Raw genomic sequence first — 16,011 nt, 5'->3', positions numbered from 1 at the left:
ACCCGTGCTACAGCCACGTCACGTCGTACGCAGGCACCTGCTGACCGGCGCCGGTGCCGGGGATCGGGCCGCGGTCCCCGGCACCCGCCCAGGAAAGGGTCTTTCGCATGGAAAGTAGTCTGCCCCTGGTCGGCGTCGAGACGCTGCGCGACATGGACGCGCTGCGCCGGATGCGCGAGGCCGGTCAGGTCCACCACGTCAACATGGGCGGCAGGGAGCAGGGCTGGATCCTGACCAGCCACGAGGCCGCCGCCAAGGCGCTGGTCGACCCCCGGCTGCGCGGCGACGCGCCCCAGGCGCGCGGACCGGAGAAGGAACTCGCCGACGAGGAGGACCTGTTCTTCCTGCCGGGCGAGCAGCACGCCAGGCTGCGCCGGATGATCTCCCGGCAGCTCACCCCGCGCCGCGTGGCCGGGCTGCTGCCGCGCGTCCAGCACGAGGCCGACCTCCTCCTCGACGCGATGCCGACCGGCGAGCCCGCCGACCTCATCGCCGCCTTCTCCCGGCCGTTCCCCGTGGCGGTGCTGTGCGAGCTGCTGGGCGTCCCTCCGGAAGGCCGCCACCACCTGCGCGACTACGTCTTCGGCTGGGTCGCCGAGGCCGGCGTCGGCACCGTGGTCACCGAGAGCGCGGGCGTGGCCATGGCCGGCTACCTCAGGGAGCTGATCGCCTTGCGCGGCGCCGAGCCGCGCGACGACCTCGTCAGCGCGATGGCCGCCGGCGCCGACCCGCGCGACGTCCTGTCCGCGGTACGGCTGCTGCTCGTCGCCGGCCACCGCCCGGTCACCCGCCTGCTGACCGAGGGCGTGGAGATCCTCCTGAGTCGCCGGGGCCTGGCCGAGGCCCGCGCGAACCTCGACGCGACCGTGGAGGAGCTGCTCAGGCTCATCACCCCGACCGCCCTGTCCTCCAGGTACGTCAAGGAGAGCATGGAGATCGGCGGCGTGGAGCTGCCGGAGGGCGGCGGCGTCCACTGCGTGCTGGCGGCGGCCAACCGCGACCCCGACCGCTTCCCCGACCCCGACGCCTTCGCCCCCGGCCGTCCGGCCAACCCGCACCTCTCCTTCGGCCTCGGCCACCGCCACTGCCTGGGCGCCGCCCTGGCCAGGGCGGAGGCCAGGGTCGCGATCGGCACGCTCGCCCGGCGCTTCCCGCGCATGCGGCTCGCCGCCGACCAGGGCCCCGCCCCCACCCGGGCGGGCACCAGGAAGCTGCTCGTCGTCCTCGATCCGGGAGACCCGACGTGACCATCCCCGACCGTCCCCTGGAGATCATCTGGGACATCACCTACGCCTGCCCGCTGCGCTGCGTGCACTGCTACTCGGAGTCCGGCCGGCGGCCCAGCCGCCAGCTCCGCCGCGACGACCTGCTGCGCATGGCCGACGCCATCGTGGCCATGCGCCCCTACGGGATCTCGATCGCCGGCGGCGAGCCGCTGCTGGTGAAGGAGCTGTTCGAGGTCACCGGGCGGATGACGGCGGCGGGCATCCAGGTGGCGCTGTTCACCGGCGGCTGGACGCTGCGGCCCGAGATGGTCCGCGACCTGGCCCGCGCGTTCTTCCGGGTCAGCGTCAGCGTGGACGGGGCCACGGCGGAGGTGCACGACCGCGTGCGCGGCCGGCGCGGCTCCTTCGACCGGGCGCTGCGGGCGCTGGCCATGCTGGAGGGCGCGGGGCCCGTCTTCGGCATCGACTACGTCGTGGTGCGGGGGAACTTCGGGCAGATCGAGCGGGTGTGCACGGAGCTGGTGCCGCGCTTTCCCGGGCTCGGGTTCGTCTCGTTCGGGGCGGTGGTGCCGGAGGGGCTGGCCAGCCGTACCGGATTCGCCGAGCGCGAGCTGCTGACGGACGAGCAGATGGCGGCGATGGGCGAGCCCGCCTTCGGCGAGCGGCTGCGCGCGCTGGTCCCGCCGGGCGTGCGCGTCACCGCCACCGACAACCTCGCCCTGCAGATGCACCCGGACCGGGTCCGCGAGGGCCGGTTCTTCCCCGCGCTGCAGATCGAGCCCGACGGCGCGGTACGGGCGATGCCGGCCTACGAGGGCACCGTCGGTAACCTGCTGACCGACTCCCCCGCCGAGCTGTGGCGGCGCTCGGTCGAGCGGTGGCACGACCCGTTCGTGGTCGCCGCGCTGACCCCGGTGCGGACCGTGCGGGAGTGGGCCGAGGCCACCCGGCGCATCGACTACCACTTCGCCTCCGACGCCGACCGCGCGCGCATCGACCGGCGCCCGGCGTTCGCGCGCCTGTGAGGCGGGTTCCGCGTTGAGCGGACGTTGATCCGGCGTTGGCAGGCCGCGATTAACCTCCCCGGAAGAGATGGGGAGAACGTACCGGGCTCGCAGCGTGGCGGTCGGCGCCGCCACGCTCGCCGTCATGCTCGCGGCGGTGGCGGCGGCCTGCGTCGCCGGCCGGTGGGCGGGTCTCGGGGCCGCGCTGCTCGCCGGCGCGCTCTTCCAGCCCGCCTACCGGCTGGCGCGGCGTCTGGCCGACCGGCTGCTGGACGGCAGGACGGCCGACGTGCGCGCGCTGGCCGCCACCGCCAGGCAGCGCCTGCAGCAGGGCGACCCGCACTCGGGGCTGCGCGCGATCCTCGCGCTGCTGTGCGCCGCGCTGCCGGTGACCGGGGCCGCCGTCGAGGTCGACGGCCGCCTCGTGCGGAGCGGCACGCTGCCCGCCACCGCCACCGCCCTGCCCCTGGACCGGCACGGCGAACCGGTCGGCCGGCTGCTGCTCGGCCCCTGCACCGGGCGGGGCGCGCACGGCCGGGTCACCGCGCGGGTGCTGGCCGCGCTCCTGCCCGCGCTGGCCGACGCCGCGCATGCCGTACGGCTGGCCGGAACGCTCCAGCGCGAGCACGAACGCGCCTCGGCCCTGCGCGCCCAGGAGCGCCGGCGGCTCGGCCGGGACCTGCACGACGGGCTCGGCCAGTCGCTCAGCGGGCTGGCGATGTCCATCCACGCGGCCCGCGTGGCCGCCAGAACCGCCCCGGAACAGGCCGAAGCCTTCTTTACTCGGTTGCTCTCCGCGATGGAGGAGGTGACTATTGAGGTCGGCAGGCTGGTGGACGGCGCGCCCCCGACCCAGCTCGCCGAGCTCGGCCTCCTCAGGGCGATCGAAACGCTCGTCGGTTCCCCGCTCTCCTCGGGGGGCGGTGACCTGGAAGGGCTGCCGCCCGCGGTGGAGCTGGCGGTCTACCGCATCGTCCAGGAGGCGGTGACGAACGCGCATCGGCACGCGGCGGCGACCTCGGTCACCGTCGCACTGGAGCGATGCCAGGACCGGCTGCGAGTGCGGGTCCGCGACGACGGTCGCGGGCTGCCCGCCGAGCCGCCGGCCGGCATCGGTCTGCGGTCCATGCGCGAGCGTGCCGCCGAGCTCGGCGGCTGCTGCGTGATCCGGCACGCGGAGGGAGGCGGGACGGTTGTCGAAGTCGATCTACCCCTGTGAGGTTCCCACGTCCACCCGGCTGAGCTTCCAGATGCTTGGACCGTTCCAGGCCCACCGCGACGGCACCGCCCTCGACCTGGGCGGACTGCGCCAGCTCGCGGTCCTCGCCCGGCTGCTGGTGGCGCGGGGGCGGGCCGTACCCGCGAGCGTGCTCGTGGACGAGATCTGGCCGGGCAGCCCGCCCGCGCAGCCGCTGGCCAGCATCCAGGGGTACGTCTCCCGGCTGCGCCGCGCCCTGGAACCCGACCGGCCGCCGCGCCAGGAGGCCACGGTGCTGGTCAACGCCGCGCCCGGCTACGCCCTGCGGGCCGGCGCCGAGCAGGTGGACGCCTGGCGCTTCGAGTCCGAGGTACGCCGAGCCGCCGGCGAGCCCCGCCAGGTCTGGACGTCGATGGAGGCGGCGCTGGCCCTGTGGCGCGGACCGGCGCTGGCCGAGCTGGCCAACCTGCCATGGGCGGCCACCGAGGCGGCCCGGCTGGAGGAGCTGCGCCTGGTGGCCGTGGAGCGGCACGCCGACGCGGGGATCGGGCTGGGGATGGGCGCCGCGCTCGTACCCGACCTGGAGGCGCACGCGCGCGCCCACCCCCTGCGCGAGGAGTCCTGGCGGCTGCTGGCCAGCGCGCTCTACTCCTGCGGCCGGCTCGGCGACGCGCTCGGCGCGCTGCGCAGGGCCAGGGCCTCGTGGCGGGAGGAGCTGGGCCTGGACCTGTCGGCGGCGCTGCGCGGGCTGGAGGCCGACTTCATCGCCCAGCGCCCGGCCGCGCGCCCGTGGCTGCCCGAGCAGCGGCGCGCGCCCGAGCGTCCGGCGCCGCGGGTGCTGGTCGCCGACGACCAGGCGCTCGTGCGGGCGGGGCTGCGCGTCGTGCTGGACGCCGAGCCGGACGTGCGCTTCGCCGGCGAGGCCGCCGACGGCGAGGAGGCGGTGGCGGCGGTGCGGGCGCTCCGGCCGGACGTGGTGCTGCTCGACATCCAGATGCCGCGTATGGACGGCCTGGCCTCCGCCCGCCGCATCCTGGCCGGTCCGCGACCGCCCAAGGTGATCATGCTGACCACGTTCGGCAGCGACGAGAACCTCTACGCCGCGCTGCGGGCCGGGGTGAGCGGGTTCATCCTGAAGACCTCGCCGCCCGAGCAGCTCGTGGCCGCCGTGCGCGCGGCGGCCGACGGTAACGCGCTCATCGACCCCGCGGTCACCACCCGGCTCATCGCCACCTTCGCCGAGACCGCGGGGCCGGAGACCGACGGGCTCGACGGGCTGCCGCCCGCGCTGCTGACCGTGCTGCGCCTGGTCGCGCGGGGGCTGAGCGACCGGCAGATCGGCCAGGTGATGGACGTCGCCGACGCCGGCGCGCTGGTCGGCGACCTGCTGGCCAGGCTGGGCCTGCGCGACCGCGCCCAGCTCGTCGTGCTCGCCTACGAGTCCGGCCTGGTCACGCCGGGGGGCCGGTGAACCGATGGCCGGCCGTCGCGGCGGCGGCGCTGACGGTCGCGGCGCTGGTGCTGCGGGCGCTGCTGCCCGCCGCGTGGTCGCCCGACGTGCCGCTGCTGCCCGACCACGCGGCCGGGCTGGCCTTCCCCGCGCTGGCGGCGTTCCTGCTGCGCCGCCGTCCCGGTCACCTGCTGGCGCGGCTGATGTGCGCGGGCGGGCTGGCGTGCGCGGTGCGGGTCGGCGCGGAGACGGGCATGCTCACCGCGGCCGCCGCCGGTGACCTCGAACTGGCGGCGCTGCTGCGCTATCCGGCCGCCGTCGGCCGCGTGGTGGGCGGCATGCTTCTGGCCGGGCTGCTGCCCGCGTACTCGCCCGACGGCCGGCTGCCCTCGCCGCGCTGGCGTCCTGTGGTGGCCTTCGCGGTGCTGGTGACGGCGCTGGAGTGTGTGCGGGCGGTGGTGCGGCCGACGCCGGCGGCGCGGCACTGGCCCGCGGCCATACCCAACCCGCTGGCGATCGAGGCGCTGGCGCCGGTCGACGGCCTGCTGCGTGCGGCCACCGAGATCGGCACGCTGGCGGTGGTCGTGGCCGGGCTGTTCTCGCTGGCGCTGCGGGCGCGGGGGGCCGACGCCGCGCTGCGCCGCCAGCTCGCCTGGCCGCTCGGGGCCTTCGCGCTGTATGTCGTCTGCCTGCTGGCCGGGCCGGCGTTCTGGGCGCCGTGCCTGGTCGCGACCGCGCTCGTGCCGATCGCGATCGTCGTCTCGGTGCTGCGCCACCGGTTGTTCGGCATCGAGGTGCTGCTCGGCAAGGCGCTGGTCGGCGCGGGGGTGGCGGGCGTGGTCAGCGGGGCCTACCTGGCCGCGTCCGGCATGGCCAGCCTCGTGGTCTCGGGCCGCGGCCAGCTCTTCGGGCTGGCCGCCGCGCTCCTGGCCGGGGCCGCCTTCCAGCCTCTGCGGGTACGGCTGCGCCGCCTGGTCGACCACGCGATCTACGGCCCCCACGGCGACCCGCAGCGCCTGGCCAGACGCCTGGCCGCCGAGGTCCGCGGCGCCGACCCGGACCAGGCTCTGCGCGCGGCGTTGCGGGTGACGGCCGACGGTCTCGCGGTGCGCGGCCTGGCCGTCCGCATCCGCCGGGGCGCGACGGTGGCGGTGGGCGAGCCGATCATGGTCGGCGACCCCGACACCGGCGGCCGCGACACCGGCGGCCCCGACACCGGCGGCCTGGACACCGGTGGCACGGCCGGGCGGCTCCGGGCGGCGGGCAGGGAACTGCCGCTGGTCTGGTACGGCGAGCCGGTCGGCACACTGGTCATCGGCCCGCCGGGGGCCAGGCAGTTCACGGCCGGCTACACCGAGGAGCTGCTGTGGGCGGCGGCGCCGTACCTGGCCGACTGCGCCCACGCCGTGCGGATGCGCGAGGACCTGCGGCGCTCGCGCGAACGGCTGGCGGCGGCGCGGGAGGAGGAGCGGCGGCGGCTGCGCGACGGGCTGCGCGCCGAACTCGGCCGGGCGCTCGAAGGCGCCCACCGCTCGCTGCGGGAGGCGGGCACGAGCCTGCGCAGTTCGCCCTCGGCGGCCGACCGGCTGCTCGGCGACGTGGGCACCGGCGTGCACGACGCGGCCATGCGGGTGCGCGCGCTTCTGCACGGGCTGACCGAGCGGAGCTGAGCGCCCCTGGTGTCACGGCCCGGCGGTGACGAGGGCGACGATCCGGGCGCCGGGGGCGAAGGCGCCCTGCCGTGCCAGGTCGAGGACGCCGTAGAGCATCTTGGCCACGTAGATCTTCTCGACGTCGTGGCGGGCGGCGAAGGCGTCGAGTTCGGGGGTGGTCCTGGCGTAGCCGCCGAAGTGGTAGCCGGTCTCCAGGCGCCAGTTGCGCCGGACGCGGCCGTAGGCCTCGTGCTGCAGGCGTTCCACCTCGCCGGCCAGGAAGGCGCCGCCCTTGAGGATCGGGAAGCCGATGGCCCGCCGCCCCTCGGGCAGGCCCGCGGAGATGCCGGCGAGCGTGCCGCCGGTGCCGACCGCGCAGCAGATCACGTCGTACGGCTCGGCGATCTCGCCCGGCAGTTCGGCGCAGCCGCGTACCGCCGCGGCGTTGCTGCCGCCCTCGGGCAGGATCGCCACCTCGCCCCACCGCGCGCGCAACATCTCCTGTACGGCCGGCGTGTGCTTGAGCCGGTAGGCGGCCCGGTCGAGGTAGCCGAGGCGCATGCCGCACGCGACCGCGTGGGCCAGGCAGGGGTTGAGCGGCAGGTGCTCCTCGCCGCGGATGATCCCGATCGTCTCGATGCCGCGCTCGCGCCCGGCGGTGGCCACGGCGCGGATGTGGTTGGAGTAGGCGCCGCCGAAGGTGAGGATGCGCGGGTGGCCGAGGTTGTACTTCAGCTTGCGCGGTTTGTTGTCGTCGGCCATCAGCATGACCCGTACCGAGCCCAGCGACGGATCTGCCAGCGTCCGCATGCCGCTAGTCTACGGACGGGCCGTTGTTGAGGAGTGTTGGATTATGCGGGTTACTGAAGCTTTCCGTGCGGCGTTCGGCGCCGACCCCCAGGCGGTCTGGCGCGCGCCCGGCCGGGTCAACCTGATCGGTGAGCACACCGACTACAACGACGGCTTCGTGCTGCCCTTCGCGGTGCCGTGGGGCGTGACGGCCGCGGTCAGCCCGCGCGCGGACGGCGTCGTGCGCCTGCTGTCGCTCCAGGCCGAGGGCGGCCCGGTCACCCGCGCGCGGCTGGAGGACACCCAGGGCTGGGAGCGGTACGCCGCCGGGGTGCTGGCCATCCTCGGCGACCGGGTGCGCGGCGCCGACATCGCGGTGGACGGCGACGTGCCGAAGGGCGCGGGGCTCAGCTCCAGCGCGGCGCTGGAGGTCTCGGTCGGCTCCGCCGTCAACGAGGTGTACGGCCTGGGCCTGACCCCCATGGAGATCGCCCTGATCGGCCAGAAGGCGGAGAACGACTTCGTCGGCATGCCCTGCGGGATCATGGACCAGGCGGCGTCGGCGCTGTCGAAGGAGGGCCACGCGCTCTTCCTCGACTGCCGCTCGCTCGCCTCCCGCAACGTCCCGCTCGACCTGGCCGCCGACGGCCTGGAGATCCTCATCATCGACACCCGCGTCCACCACGAGCTGGCCGACGGGGAGTACGCCAAGCGCAGGGCCGAGTGCGAGTCGGCCGCCCGCGCGCTCGGCGTGCCCGCGCTGCGCGACGTCACCGACCTGGCCGCCGCCCTGGACCGGCTCTCGGGCGACGAGCGCAAGCGGACCATGCACGTCGTGACGGAGAACCACCGGGTCGAGGCGCTCGTCGGCCTCCTGCGGGCGGGCCGGCCGACGGAGATCGGCGCGCTGCTCAACGCCTCCCATCTGTCGCTGCGCGACCAGTTCGAGGTGACCGTACCGGAGCTGGACGTGGCGGCGGAGGCCGCGTTGCGGGGCGGCGCCCGTGGCGCGCGCATGACCGGCGGCGGCTTCGGCGGCTCGGTGATCGCCCTGACGGCCACGGAGCGGGTGGCGGAGGTCCAGCGCTCGGTCGGCGCGGCCTACGCGGAGAAGGGCTGGCGCGAGCCCCGCTTCCTGCGCGCCACTCCGGCTCAGGGTGCCCACGCGCTGACGTAGAGGCCCACGATCACTCTTTGTAGCCATAAGATCACCGAGTTTTCGATTTTGTGGGACAAATGCCTGCCTGTCGGTTAAGGATGTGACTGCTGCGGAAACGGGGCGGTGTGGAAAGGGCGCCGCCACGAGGACGTCAGGGCGGCCCGGAACCGGCCAGGCGATCCGTGTTGTGGAATGCGTTGGTTTCCTGCGTGCGTACCTGGATCAGGTCCCTGCGTCCCTTCGACGCCGTCTCCCTCCACACGATCATCGAGCGGACGGTCGACCTCCGCGAGGCCGAGCGCTTCATCAGGCTCTTCCACGCCGAGAACCCCGGCTCGGGCGACGTGCTGTCCCGCCTACGCCAGGTGGCCGCCGACGTGGCCCGCCACGGCACCTACACCCACACCCCCGAGGAACTGCGGTTCGGCGCCAAGGTCGCCTGGCGCAACAACGACCGCTGCATCGGCCGCCTCTACTGGCGCTCCCTGAAGGTCCGCGACCGCCGCGCGATCTCCAGCGCCGAGGGCGTGGCGCTGGAGTGCGTCGAACACCTACGCCAGGCGACCGGCGACGGCAGGATCCGGCCCATGATCACGGTGTTCGCCCCTGACGCGCCCGCCCGTCCCGGCCCGCGCGTCCTCAACGACCAGCTCATCAGGTACGCCGGGCACCGCGCCCGCGACGGATCGGTGGTCGGCGACCCGCGCTCCGCGGAGCTGACCGCGCTGGCCAGGCGGCTGGGCTGGCGGGGCGGCCGGGGGCGCTTCGACGTGCTGCCACTGGTCGTGCAGCCGGGGTTCGGCGATCCGCTGCTGTGCCATCTGCCCGGGGACGCGGTGCTGGAGGTGCCGATCGAGCATCCGGAGTACCGGTGGTTCGCGGAGCTGGGGCTGCGGTGGCATGCCGTACCGGCGATCTCGAACATGTGCCTGGAGATCGGCGGGATCTGCTACCCGTGCGCGCCCTTCAACGGCTGGTACATGGGCGCGGAGATCGGCGCGCGCAACCTCGCCGACACCACCCGCTACGACCAGCTTCCCGTGGTGGCCGAGCGGCTCGGCCTGGACACCTCGACCGAGCGCTCGCTGTGGCGCGACCACGCGCTGGTGGAGCTGAACGTGGCGGTGCTGCACTCCTTCGACCGGGCGGGGGTGACGATGACCGACCACCACACCGAGTCGCGCCGCTTCCTCACCCACCTGGAGCGGGAGGAGAAGGCGGGGCGGGTGTGCCCGGCGGACTGGTCGTGGATCGTGCCGCCGATCTCCGGCGCGGCCACGCCGGTCTTCCACCGCTACTACGACCGGAGCGTGCTGACGCCCGCCTACGTCCCGCGCCACTGAGCTTGCGCCCACGCCCTAGAACATGGTTCGGTTGTGGCATGCCGGAACTCGTTCTCTCCGCGCTCGACCAGGGCGTGCTCACGCTGACGTTCAACCGTCCCGAGCGCCTCAACGCCTGGACGGACGCGCTCGGCCGCCGCTACTTCGACCTGCTCGAACAGGCCGAGAAGGACCCCGAGGTACGCGCCGTCGTCGTGACCGGGGCGGGCAAGGGCTTCTGCTCCGGCGCCGACTTCCAGACCCTGACCGCGCTGCAGACCGGCGAGTACGACGAGACCCCCGACCCGCGCCCCAACACCTTCCCCACCACGATCCGCAAGCCGATCATCGCCGCGGTGAACGGCGCCTGCGCCGGGCTGGGCATGGTCCACGCGCTCGTCTGCGACCTGGTCTTCACCGCCGCCGAGGCCAAGTGGACCACCGCCTTCCCTCGACGCGGGCTGGTCGCCGAGTACGGGCTGTCATGGGTGCTGCCCCGGCTCATGGGGCAGCAGCGGGCCATGGACGTGCTGCTGTCGGGCCGCGTCTTCACCGGGGCCGAGGCGTACGAGATGGGGCTGGTCAACCGCGTCCTCCCGGCCGCCGGCCTGCTGGAGGGGGCGCGGGCGTACGCGCGGGAGCTGGCCGTGCACAGTTCGCCCGCCTCGATGGCGGTCATCAAGCGCCAGGTGTGGAACGACTGGGACGTCACGCTGGAGGCGTCCGCCAGGACCGCGGTGCAGGAGATGCTCGCCTCGTTCGGCCGCCCCGACTTCGCCGAGGGAGTGGCCAGCTTCCTGGAGCGCCGGAACCCGTCGTTCCCGCCCCTGTAGCCCCCACCTATATCCGGATTTATATCGACACGCCGTTCATATCAATATTGGACGCCCGCGACCGATCTCTGCTCTGCTCTCCGCTATGAGATTCCGGACTTTGCTGAGCGTCGCGGGCGTCGTCACCGCCTCCACCCTGATCGCCACCACCTCCTCCGCCGCGTCGGCCACTTCGTCCAGCCTGGACCAGAAGCTGCGCGCCCTGGAGAAGTCCTACAACGGCCGCATCGGCGCGGTGGCCATGGACCTGGGCACCGGCAAGACCGTCGGTTACCGGGCCAAGGAGCGGTTCCCTTTCAACTCCATGTTCAAGGCGTACGCCTGCGCCGCCGTACTGCGCAAAGCCCGCGACACCGATCCCGGGCTGATGGACCGCGTGCAGCGCTGGAAGCCGGATGAGGTGCTGGACAACTCCCCCGAGACCCGCGAGTACACCGACACCGGCATGACCCCCGCCCAGTTCTGCCGCGCGGCGGTCACCAAGAGCGACGGGTTCGCGGGCAACATGCTGCTCCGCAACATCGGCGGCCCGGCGGCCCTGACCAAGTTCTTCCGTTCCCTGGGCGACCGGGACAGCCGCCTGGACCGCTACGAGCCCCACCTGACCGAATGGAAGCCAGGCTCGGTCCTCGACACCACGACCCCCACTGCCGCCGCGAAGAGCCTGACGGCCATCACCACAGGCAAGGCCCTGCACCCCGACGACAGGAAGCGCCTGATCGACTGGATGCGCGGCGCGGTCACGGGCGACGAGCGCATCAGAGCCGGACTCCCCAAGACCTGGGACATCGGCGACAAGACCGGCACGGGCGGCGCCTCCAACCACGGCACGGCCAACGACATCGCGATCGCCTGGCCGCCCGGCTCCAAGACCCCGATCATCATCTCCATCTTCACCAACCGCAACGTGAACGGCACCCAGCCCGACAACAAGGTGATCGCCACCACCGCCACCGAACTGGCCAAAGCCCTAGGCCACCTCTAACCACCCCGTGGCCTCCCGGCCCACACTCCGGGTCCCCCTCACGCCACACCCCGGGCCTTCCCCGGTTCCGCGCCCTCCGGGCCACGCTCCAGGTTCCACCCTCCCACCCACCGCTCTTCCTGACCGTCCCGTTCTCGCGCCAACCACCTCTCGCCCCCGCTCTCACGGGCGGCCAGGCGGGGGGCCGGACGCGCCGACGCCAAATCGGCCGGGCGGGGCGGTGGCCGGGCGGGGCGGTGGCCGGGCGGGGCGGTGGCCGGGCGTGTGGGGGTGGCCGGGCGTGTGGGGGTGGGGGCGGCGGGGCGTGGGGCCGGGGATGCAGAAGGCCCCCTTCCGTGGTGGAAGGGGGCCTCTGGGTCGCTCCCGCGATAGGACTCGAACCTATAACCTGCCGGTTAACAGCCGGCTGCTCTGCCGGTTGAGCTACACGGGATCGAACTTTGCGCTGGTCCGCAGGGCTTGTGGGCCTGTCCGTCCGGCGCATGAATAGATTAGCGCACTCCGGGAGTGCGTGTCGCATCGATAGCGGGGTAGGCCGGGAGACAGCGGAGGTGCAAGATGCGTTATCGAATGTCATTCGCGGTCGGCCTGGCCGTCGGCTATGTGCTGGGCAGCCGTGCCGGTCGTGAGCGTTACGAGCAGATCAAGCGGGCCGCCCAGCGGGTGGCCGACAGTCCGACGGTCCAGGAGGCCGCGGGGCTGCTCGGGGCCCAGGTCTCCAAGGCCGCCTCGGTCACCAAGGCCAAGGTGGGCGATCGGGTCCCGTTCCTGTCGCGGTACAACCACCACGACACCGGCACCGGCTGGCCCGACGAGGAGCGCAAGCCGGAGGAGACCGGGATTCCGTACTAACCGGGGGGCGGGCCACCCGCCTGCCCCCTAGGAGCCCGGGTCCACGATGCGGGAGAGCCGACGTAGCCCGGTGACCACGTCGGCCCCGGTCGGCGCCTGGGCGGGGTCGGTCAGCCACTGGGTCACCACGCCGGTCAGCAAGGCCAGGTGAACCGCGCCGAGCGTACCCGCCCCCTCTTCCGAAGAGCCGTCGAGTTCTGAAGAGCCGTCGAGCACGGCCGCCAGCCCCCGCCTGCCCTGCTCCTGCCCACCGGCCAGATACCGGCGCAGTTCGTCGGAGTGCTCGGCCTGGACCAGCGCCTCGATCGAGGCCAGCCACAGGGTGCGATGCTCCGCGAAGGACTCGATCACCCGATCCCACATGGCCGCGTAGCGCTCGGCGGGCGTGGCGTCGCCCGCGCCGAAGGCGCCCAGCGTGCGGCCCACCTGCGTGCCCCAGTCGTCGAGCGCCGAGATGAGCGCGGCCGTGAGCAGCGCCTCGCGCGAGCCGAAGTGGTAGCCGATGGCGGCCATGCTGACGCCGGAGGCGGTGGCGATGTCGCGGACCGTGGTGCGGCCCCACCCCTTCTCCTCCAGGCAGCGGCGCGCCCCGGCGAGCAGGTCTTCGCGGTTTCCCATGGCGTGCAGCCTAGTGGATCGCACGCCTAAGACATTTGTCTTGCGCAAATGCGCAAACGCGGGCTAGCGTTACTCCACCCCACACAAGGAGTGACGAAATGATGCGCGCCCACCTGACGATCGACGGCCGCCGCCTGTCCTACCTCGACTTCGGCGGCACCGGCCGCCCGCTGGTCGCCCTGCACGGGCACCTGTCCGAAGGCGCCACCTTCGCCCACCTGGCCGCCGCGCTCGCCCCCGAGTGGCGGGTGATCGCCCCCGACCAGCGCGGCCAGGGCGAGTCCGACCGTGGCGCCGACTACTCGCGCGAGGGCTACCTGGCCGACCTGGAAGCCCTCCTGGACCACCTCAACCTGGGCCGCGTCGTCCTGCTGGGCCACTCGCTCGGGGCGATCAACGCCTACCAGTTCGCCGCCCGCCACCCCGGTCGCGTGTCAGCGCTGGTCAACGCCGAGGGCCCGGTGGTGCTCGACGGCGGGAACCCCTTCGGCTTCCTGCTGGGCCTGCCCTACTCCGCGCCCACCCGCGAAGCACTGGTCGAGGGGCTGGGCCAGGCCGCGCCGTACTTCGCCGACCGGCTGCGGGAGAACCCCGACGGCACCTGGCGCCTGCCGTTCCACCCCAAGGAGATGTACGCGTCGGAGGCGAACGTGCACGGCGACCACTGGGCCGACTGGACCGAAAGCGACTGCCCGGCCCTGCTGGTCCACGCGAGCAAGGGGGTCATCCCGGCCGAGCAGGTGAACGCCATGGTCGAGCGCCGTCCCGGCACGACGTCGGCCCAGGTGGAGGCCGACCACCTCGTGTACACCGCCGCCCCGGAAGAGTTCGCCGCCGCCGTGCGCGCCTTCCTGGCGAACGTCTAGACCGCCGGCCGGCGAAGGTCTAGACGCCCATGCTCCGCCGTACACCCTCAAGGGCCTGTTCGGCCTGGGCGCGCAGGCCCGGGTCGTGGGGGTCGAGGCCCTCGTCGAACACGAGCGTCCATTCCTTGACCTCGCCGCCCGGCGGCCGGCGGGCGACCAGGCGCACGCCACCCCGCCCCGGCAGTTGCACGTGCTTGTTGACCACGATGGTGGCGTTCACCCGCTCGCGGATCGTCTCCGGCAGCCGGCGGGGCTCGCTCACCGGCGCCTGATGGCGCTCGCCCGCGGTGGTGGCGACGTTCAGCACGCCGTCCTCGCTCCACGCCGCCCTGTCGATCGTCTCGTACGGCAGGCGCACCCCACCCGGCAGGAACAAGGCCAGATCGGTGGCGACCACGTACCCCTCGCCGGAGGCGGCGAAGGCGAGCACGCGCTCCCCCGGCTCGGTGGCCAGGGACTTGCGGACGTCGGCGGGCAGGCGGCGCAGAAGGCTCATTCCTCCACGCTATCGGCCAGCAGGTCGAGGGTGAGCGCCGCACTCCAGGAGAAGTCCCTGCACCCGCGCCCGCTGCCGTCGAAGGGGTCGAAGCACTCGCGGAACCCGGCCTGGCGTACCAGGCGGAGCGTTCCCGTGGTGAGCTGGCGGGCGAGCTGGCCGAGGGAGTGGACGGCGGCGGCGCGACGCAGCAGCCAGTTGGTGTTGACCCAGGACGGACCGCGCCAGTACCGGGTGCGGTCGAACTGGGCGGCCCTGATCTCGCAGCTCGGCACGGGGTAGCCGGTGGCGCCCATGAACCTGGCCGACTCCAGCACCTCGATCAGCGCCCGCACGTGTTCGGCGGGCAGCCCGGGGTCGAGCAGGGGGCCGAAGGCGCCGATGGTGCTGACCCTGATGAGGCGGCCGGCGCGCAGGTCGCGGGCGTAGAAGCAGCCGTCCCAGAGGCGGTCGAGCAGCGCCCGCCTGATGCGTTCCGCCTGCTCGCGGTGGGGCGCGGGGTCGGCGCCGGCGACCCGGGCGAGTTCGGCGAGAGCGTGGCAGGAGGCCAGCCAGATGCCGTTGAACAGCGGGTCCTCGACGGCGAAGGGGTGCTCGTCGCGCAGGTATTCGGGGCGGTATCCGGCGTTGCGGTAGCGCAGGGCGAGCCAGACGTAGCGGTCGTGGTCGCTGTCGGGGTGGCGCTCGTCGAGTTCGACGTTGCGGTAGCCGTACCGGATCTCGGGGAGGGCGGCGAGCGGCTCGTCCCAGGACGGGCTGTCGTCCATGCCGGACTCCCACGGATGGATGATCGCGGCGAGTCCCGAGCCGCCGAGGTCGCGGGCGGCGGCCAGGTAGGCGTGCTGGGCGGCGAGCTTCGGGTACAGGTGGCGGGCGAAGGCGGCGTCGCCGCCGTGCCGCCAGATCCACCAGGCGGCGAGCGCGTGCAGGGGCGGCGCGGTGAGGCCGGAGGTGAGCACGCCGCCGGGCGCCGCGGCGTGGTCCTGGGAGCGCCAGACGGACGGCCCGGGGAAGTACGCCTCGGGGGTGTGGAAGACGATGTGCGGCACCATGCCGGTGGACCACTGCCCGGCCAGCAGCCCGGTGAGCTCGGCGTGGGCGCGTTGCGGGCGGTGGCGGGCCAGCCCGATCGCGACGAAGGCGGAGTCCCAGCTCCACTGGTGGGGGTAGAGGCCGGGCGCGGGCACGGTCGCGGTCCCCGTCCAGTTCGCCTCGAGCACGGCCATGGCCTCGCGCCCGAGCGCGGCGTCATCGACCGCGGGCCGCGCTTCCATCAACCCACTATGCGCGCCCCACGTCAAAACCCAAACCCCCAAAAACCTGAGGATCTCGTACGGCTTTCGCCATCAGGCGGACAGTGATGTCCGCCACCCCCGCGGCCTCAGTCGGTGAGCACCTTCTTCACCAGAACCACGCCGAGCGCGACCGCGCCGATGATCAGGGCCCACTTGATCAGCGTGAACACGAGACCGACGAGCGGGCCGAGCAGAAGGAAGGCCGCGACGAGCGCGGCGATGATCAGAAGAATTCGTCCCATGCCCTCGACCGTATGCGCGGATTC

16 protein-coding genes and 1 tRNA gene are annotated in these 16,011 nt (G+C 73.7%); 11 read left to right on the top strand and 6 right to left on the bottom strand.

Going from position 1 to position 16,011, the window contains the following annotated elements; translation table 11 throughout:
• Positions 1–107: 107 nt before the first annotated feature.
• The 5 genes from ACIBEJ_RS23145 (at position 108) to ACIBEJ_RS23125 (ending at position 6,548) form a co-directional block, all read left to right on the top strand.
• Positions 108–1,247 carry a cytochrome P450 gene (locus ACIBEJ_RS23145; protein WP_397184851.1) on the top strand — a complete coding sequence of 380 codons (1,140 nt, stop codon included), beginning with the start codon at positions 108–110 and terminating at the stop codon, positions 1,245–1,247.
• Positions 1,244–2,251: a radical SAM protein gene (locus tag ACIBEJ_RS23140; protein WP_397184850.1), complete on the top strand. Its 1,008-nt coding sequence runs from the start codon at positions 1,244–1,246 to the stop codon at positions 2,249–2,251. Before ACIBEJ_RS23145 ends, ACIBEJ_RS23140 begins: the two co-directional genes overlap by 4 nt.
• A gap of 67 nt (positions 2,252–2,318) precedes the next feature.
• On the top strand, positions 2,319–3,449 hold the full coding sequence (locus ACIBEJ_RS23135) for a sensor histidine kinase (protein ID WP_397184849.1): 1,131 nt from the start codon (positions 2,319–2,321) through the stop codon (positions 3,447–3,449).
• A gap of 31 nt (positions 3,450–3,480) precedes the next feature.
• Positions 3,481–4,899, top strand: a complete 1,419-nt coding sequence (locus ACIBEJ_RS23130) for a BTAD domain-containing putative transcriptional regulator (protein WP_397184848.1) — start codon at positions 3,481–3,483, stop codon at positions 4,897–4,899.
• The gene (locus ACIBEJ_RS23125; protein WP_397184847.1) at positions 4,896–6,548 is read left to right on the top strand and encodes a sensor histidine kinase; all 1,653 of its coding nucleotides are present in this window, start codon (positions 4,896–4,898) and stop codon (positions 6,546–6,548) included. Before ACIBEJ_RS23130 ends, ACIBEJ_RS23125 begins: the two co-directional genes overlap by 4 nt.
• A 12-nt stretch (positions 6,549–6,560) precedes the next feature.
• Here ACIBEJ_RS23125 and ACIBEJ_RS23120 read toward each other — a convergent pair whose 3' ends face one another.
• Positions 6,561–7,340, bottom strand: coding sequence for a 1-aminocyclopropane-1-carboxylate deaminase/D-cysteine desulfhydrase (locus ACIBEJ_RS23120; protein WP_397184846.1), 780 nt, complete (start codon positions 7,338–7,340; stop codon positions 6,561–6,563).
• A gap of 43 nt (positions 7,341–7,383) precedes the next feature.
• Between ACIBEJ_RS23120 and galK the strand changes: the two genes are divergently transcribed.
• The 4 genes from galK to bla all read left to right on the top strand — a co-directional run bounded on the left by galK (position 7,384) and on the right by bla (position 11,618).
• Positions 7,384–8,496: a galactokinase gene (gene galK, locus ACIBEJ_RS23115; protein ID WP_397184845.1), complete on the top strand. Its 1,113-nt coding sequence runs from the start codon at positions 7,384–7,386 to the stop codon at positions 8,494–8,496.
• 191 nt (positions 8,497–8,687) lie between these two features.
• A complete protein-coding gene (locus ACIBEJ_RS23110; protein ID WP_397184844.1) occupies positions 8,688–9,821 on the top strand; it encodes a nitric oxide synthase oxygenase in 1,134 nt (377 codons plus the stop codon).
• A 38-nt stretch (positions 9,822–9,859) separates the two neighbouring features.
• Positions 9,860–10,633, top strand: a complete 774-nt coding sequence (locus ACIBEJ_RS23105) for an enoyl-CoA hydratase-related protein (RefSeq protein WP_397184843.1) — start codon at positions 9,860–9,862, stop codon at positions 10,631–10,633.
• An 85-nt stretch (positions 10,634–10,718) separates the two neighbouring features.
• The gene (gene bla / locus ACIBEJ_RS23100) at positions 10,719–11,618 is read left to right on the top strand and encodes a class A beta-lactamase (RefSeq protein ID WP_397184842.1); all 900 of its coding nucleotides are present in this window, start codon (positions 10,719–10,721) and stop codon (positions 11,616–11,618) included.
• A gap of 360 nt (positions 11,619–11,978) precedes the next feature.
• Here the strand turns inward: bla and ACIBEJ_RS23095 are convergent.
• Positions 11,979–12,051 (bottom strand) — tRNA-Asn (locus tag ACIBEJ_RS23095).
• A 137-nt stretch (positions 12,052–12,188) separates the two neighbouring features.
• Here ACIBEJ_RS23095 and ACIBEJ_RS23090 point away from each other — a divergent pair.
• Positions 12,189–12,470 carry a YtxH domain-containing protein gene (locus ACIBEJ_RS23090; protein ID WP_397184841.1) on the top strand — a complete coding sequence of 94 codons (282 nt, stop codon included), beginning with the start codon at positions 12,189–12,191 and terminating at the stop codon, positions 12,468–12,470.
• A 27-nt stretch (positions 12,471–12,497) separates the two neighbouring features.
• Here ACIBEJ_RS23090 and ACIBEJ_RS23085 read toward each other — a convergent pair whose 3' ends face one another.
• Entirely contained in the window at positions 12,498–13,088 is a 591-nt protein-coding gene (locus tag ACIBEJ_RS23085) for a TetR/AcrR family transcriptional regulator (RefSeq protein WP_397184840.1), read from the bottom strand.
• A gap of 98 nt (positions 13,089–13,186) precedes the next feature.
• Between ACIBEJ_RS23085 and ACIBEJ_RS23080 the strand changes: the two genes are divergently transcribed.
• Entirely contained in the window at positions 13,187–13,954 is a 768-nt protein-coding gene (locus ACIBEJ_RS23080) for an alpha/beta fold hydrolase (RefSeq protein WP_397184839.1), read from the top strand.
• Positions 13,955–13,973: 19 nt separating this feature from the next.
• Here ACIBEJ_RS23080 and ACIBEJ_RS23075 read toward each other — a convergent pair whose 3' ends face one another.
• From ACIBEJ_RS23075 to ACIBEJ_RS23065, 3 genes are all read right to left on the bottom strand, one after another.
• The gene (locus ACIBEJ_RS23075) at positions 13,974–14,450 is read right to left on the bottom strand and encodes a hypothetical protein (protein ID WP_397184838.1); all 477 of its coding nucleotides are present in this window, start codon (positions 14,448–14,450) and stop codon (positions 13,974–13,976) included.
• Entirely contained in the window at positions 14,447–15,724 is a 1,278-nt protein-coding gene (locus ACIBEJ_RS23070) for an amylo-alpha-1,6-glucosidase (RefSeq protein WP_397184837.1), read from the bottom strand. Before ACIBEJ_RS23070 ends, ACIBEJ_RS23075 begins: the two co-directional genes overlap by 4 nt.
• Before the next feature lie 107 nt (positions 15,725–15,831).
• On the bottom strand, positions 15,832–15,987 hold the full coding sequence (locus tag ACIBEJ_RS23065) for a hypothetical protein (protein ID WP_397184836.1): 156 nt from the start codon (positions 15,985–15,987) through the stop codon (positions 15,832–15,834).
• Positions 15,988–16,011: the final 24 nt, after the last annotated feature.

The organism is Nonomuraea sp. NPDC050790, assembly GCF_044456745.1.
GTDB lineage: Bacteria > Actinomycetota > Actinomycetes > Streptosporangiales > Streptosporangiaceae > Nonomuraea.
This window is presented reverse-complemented; position numbering and strand designations above follow the sequence as displayed.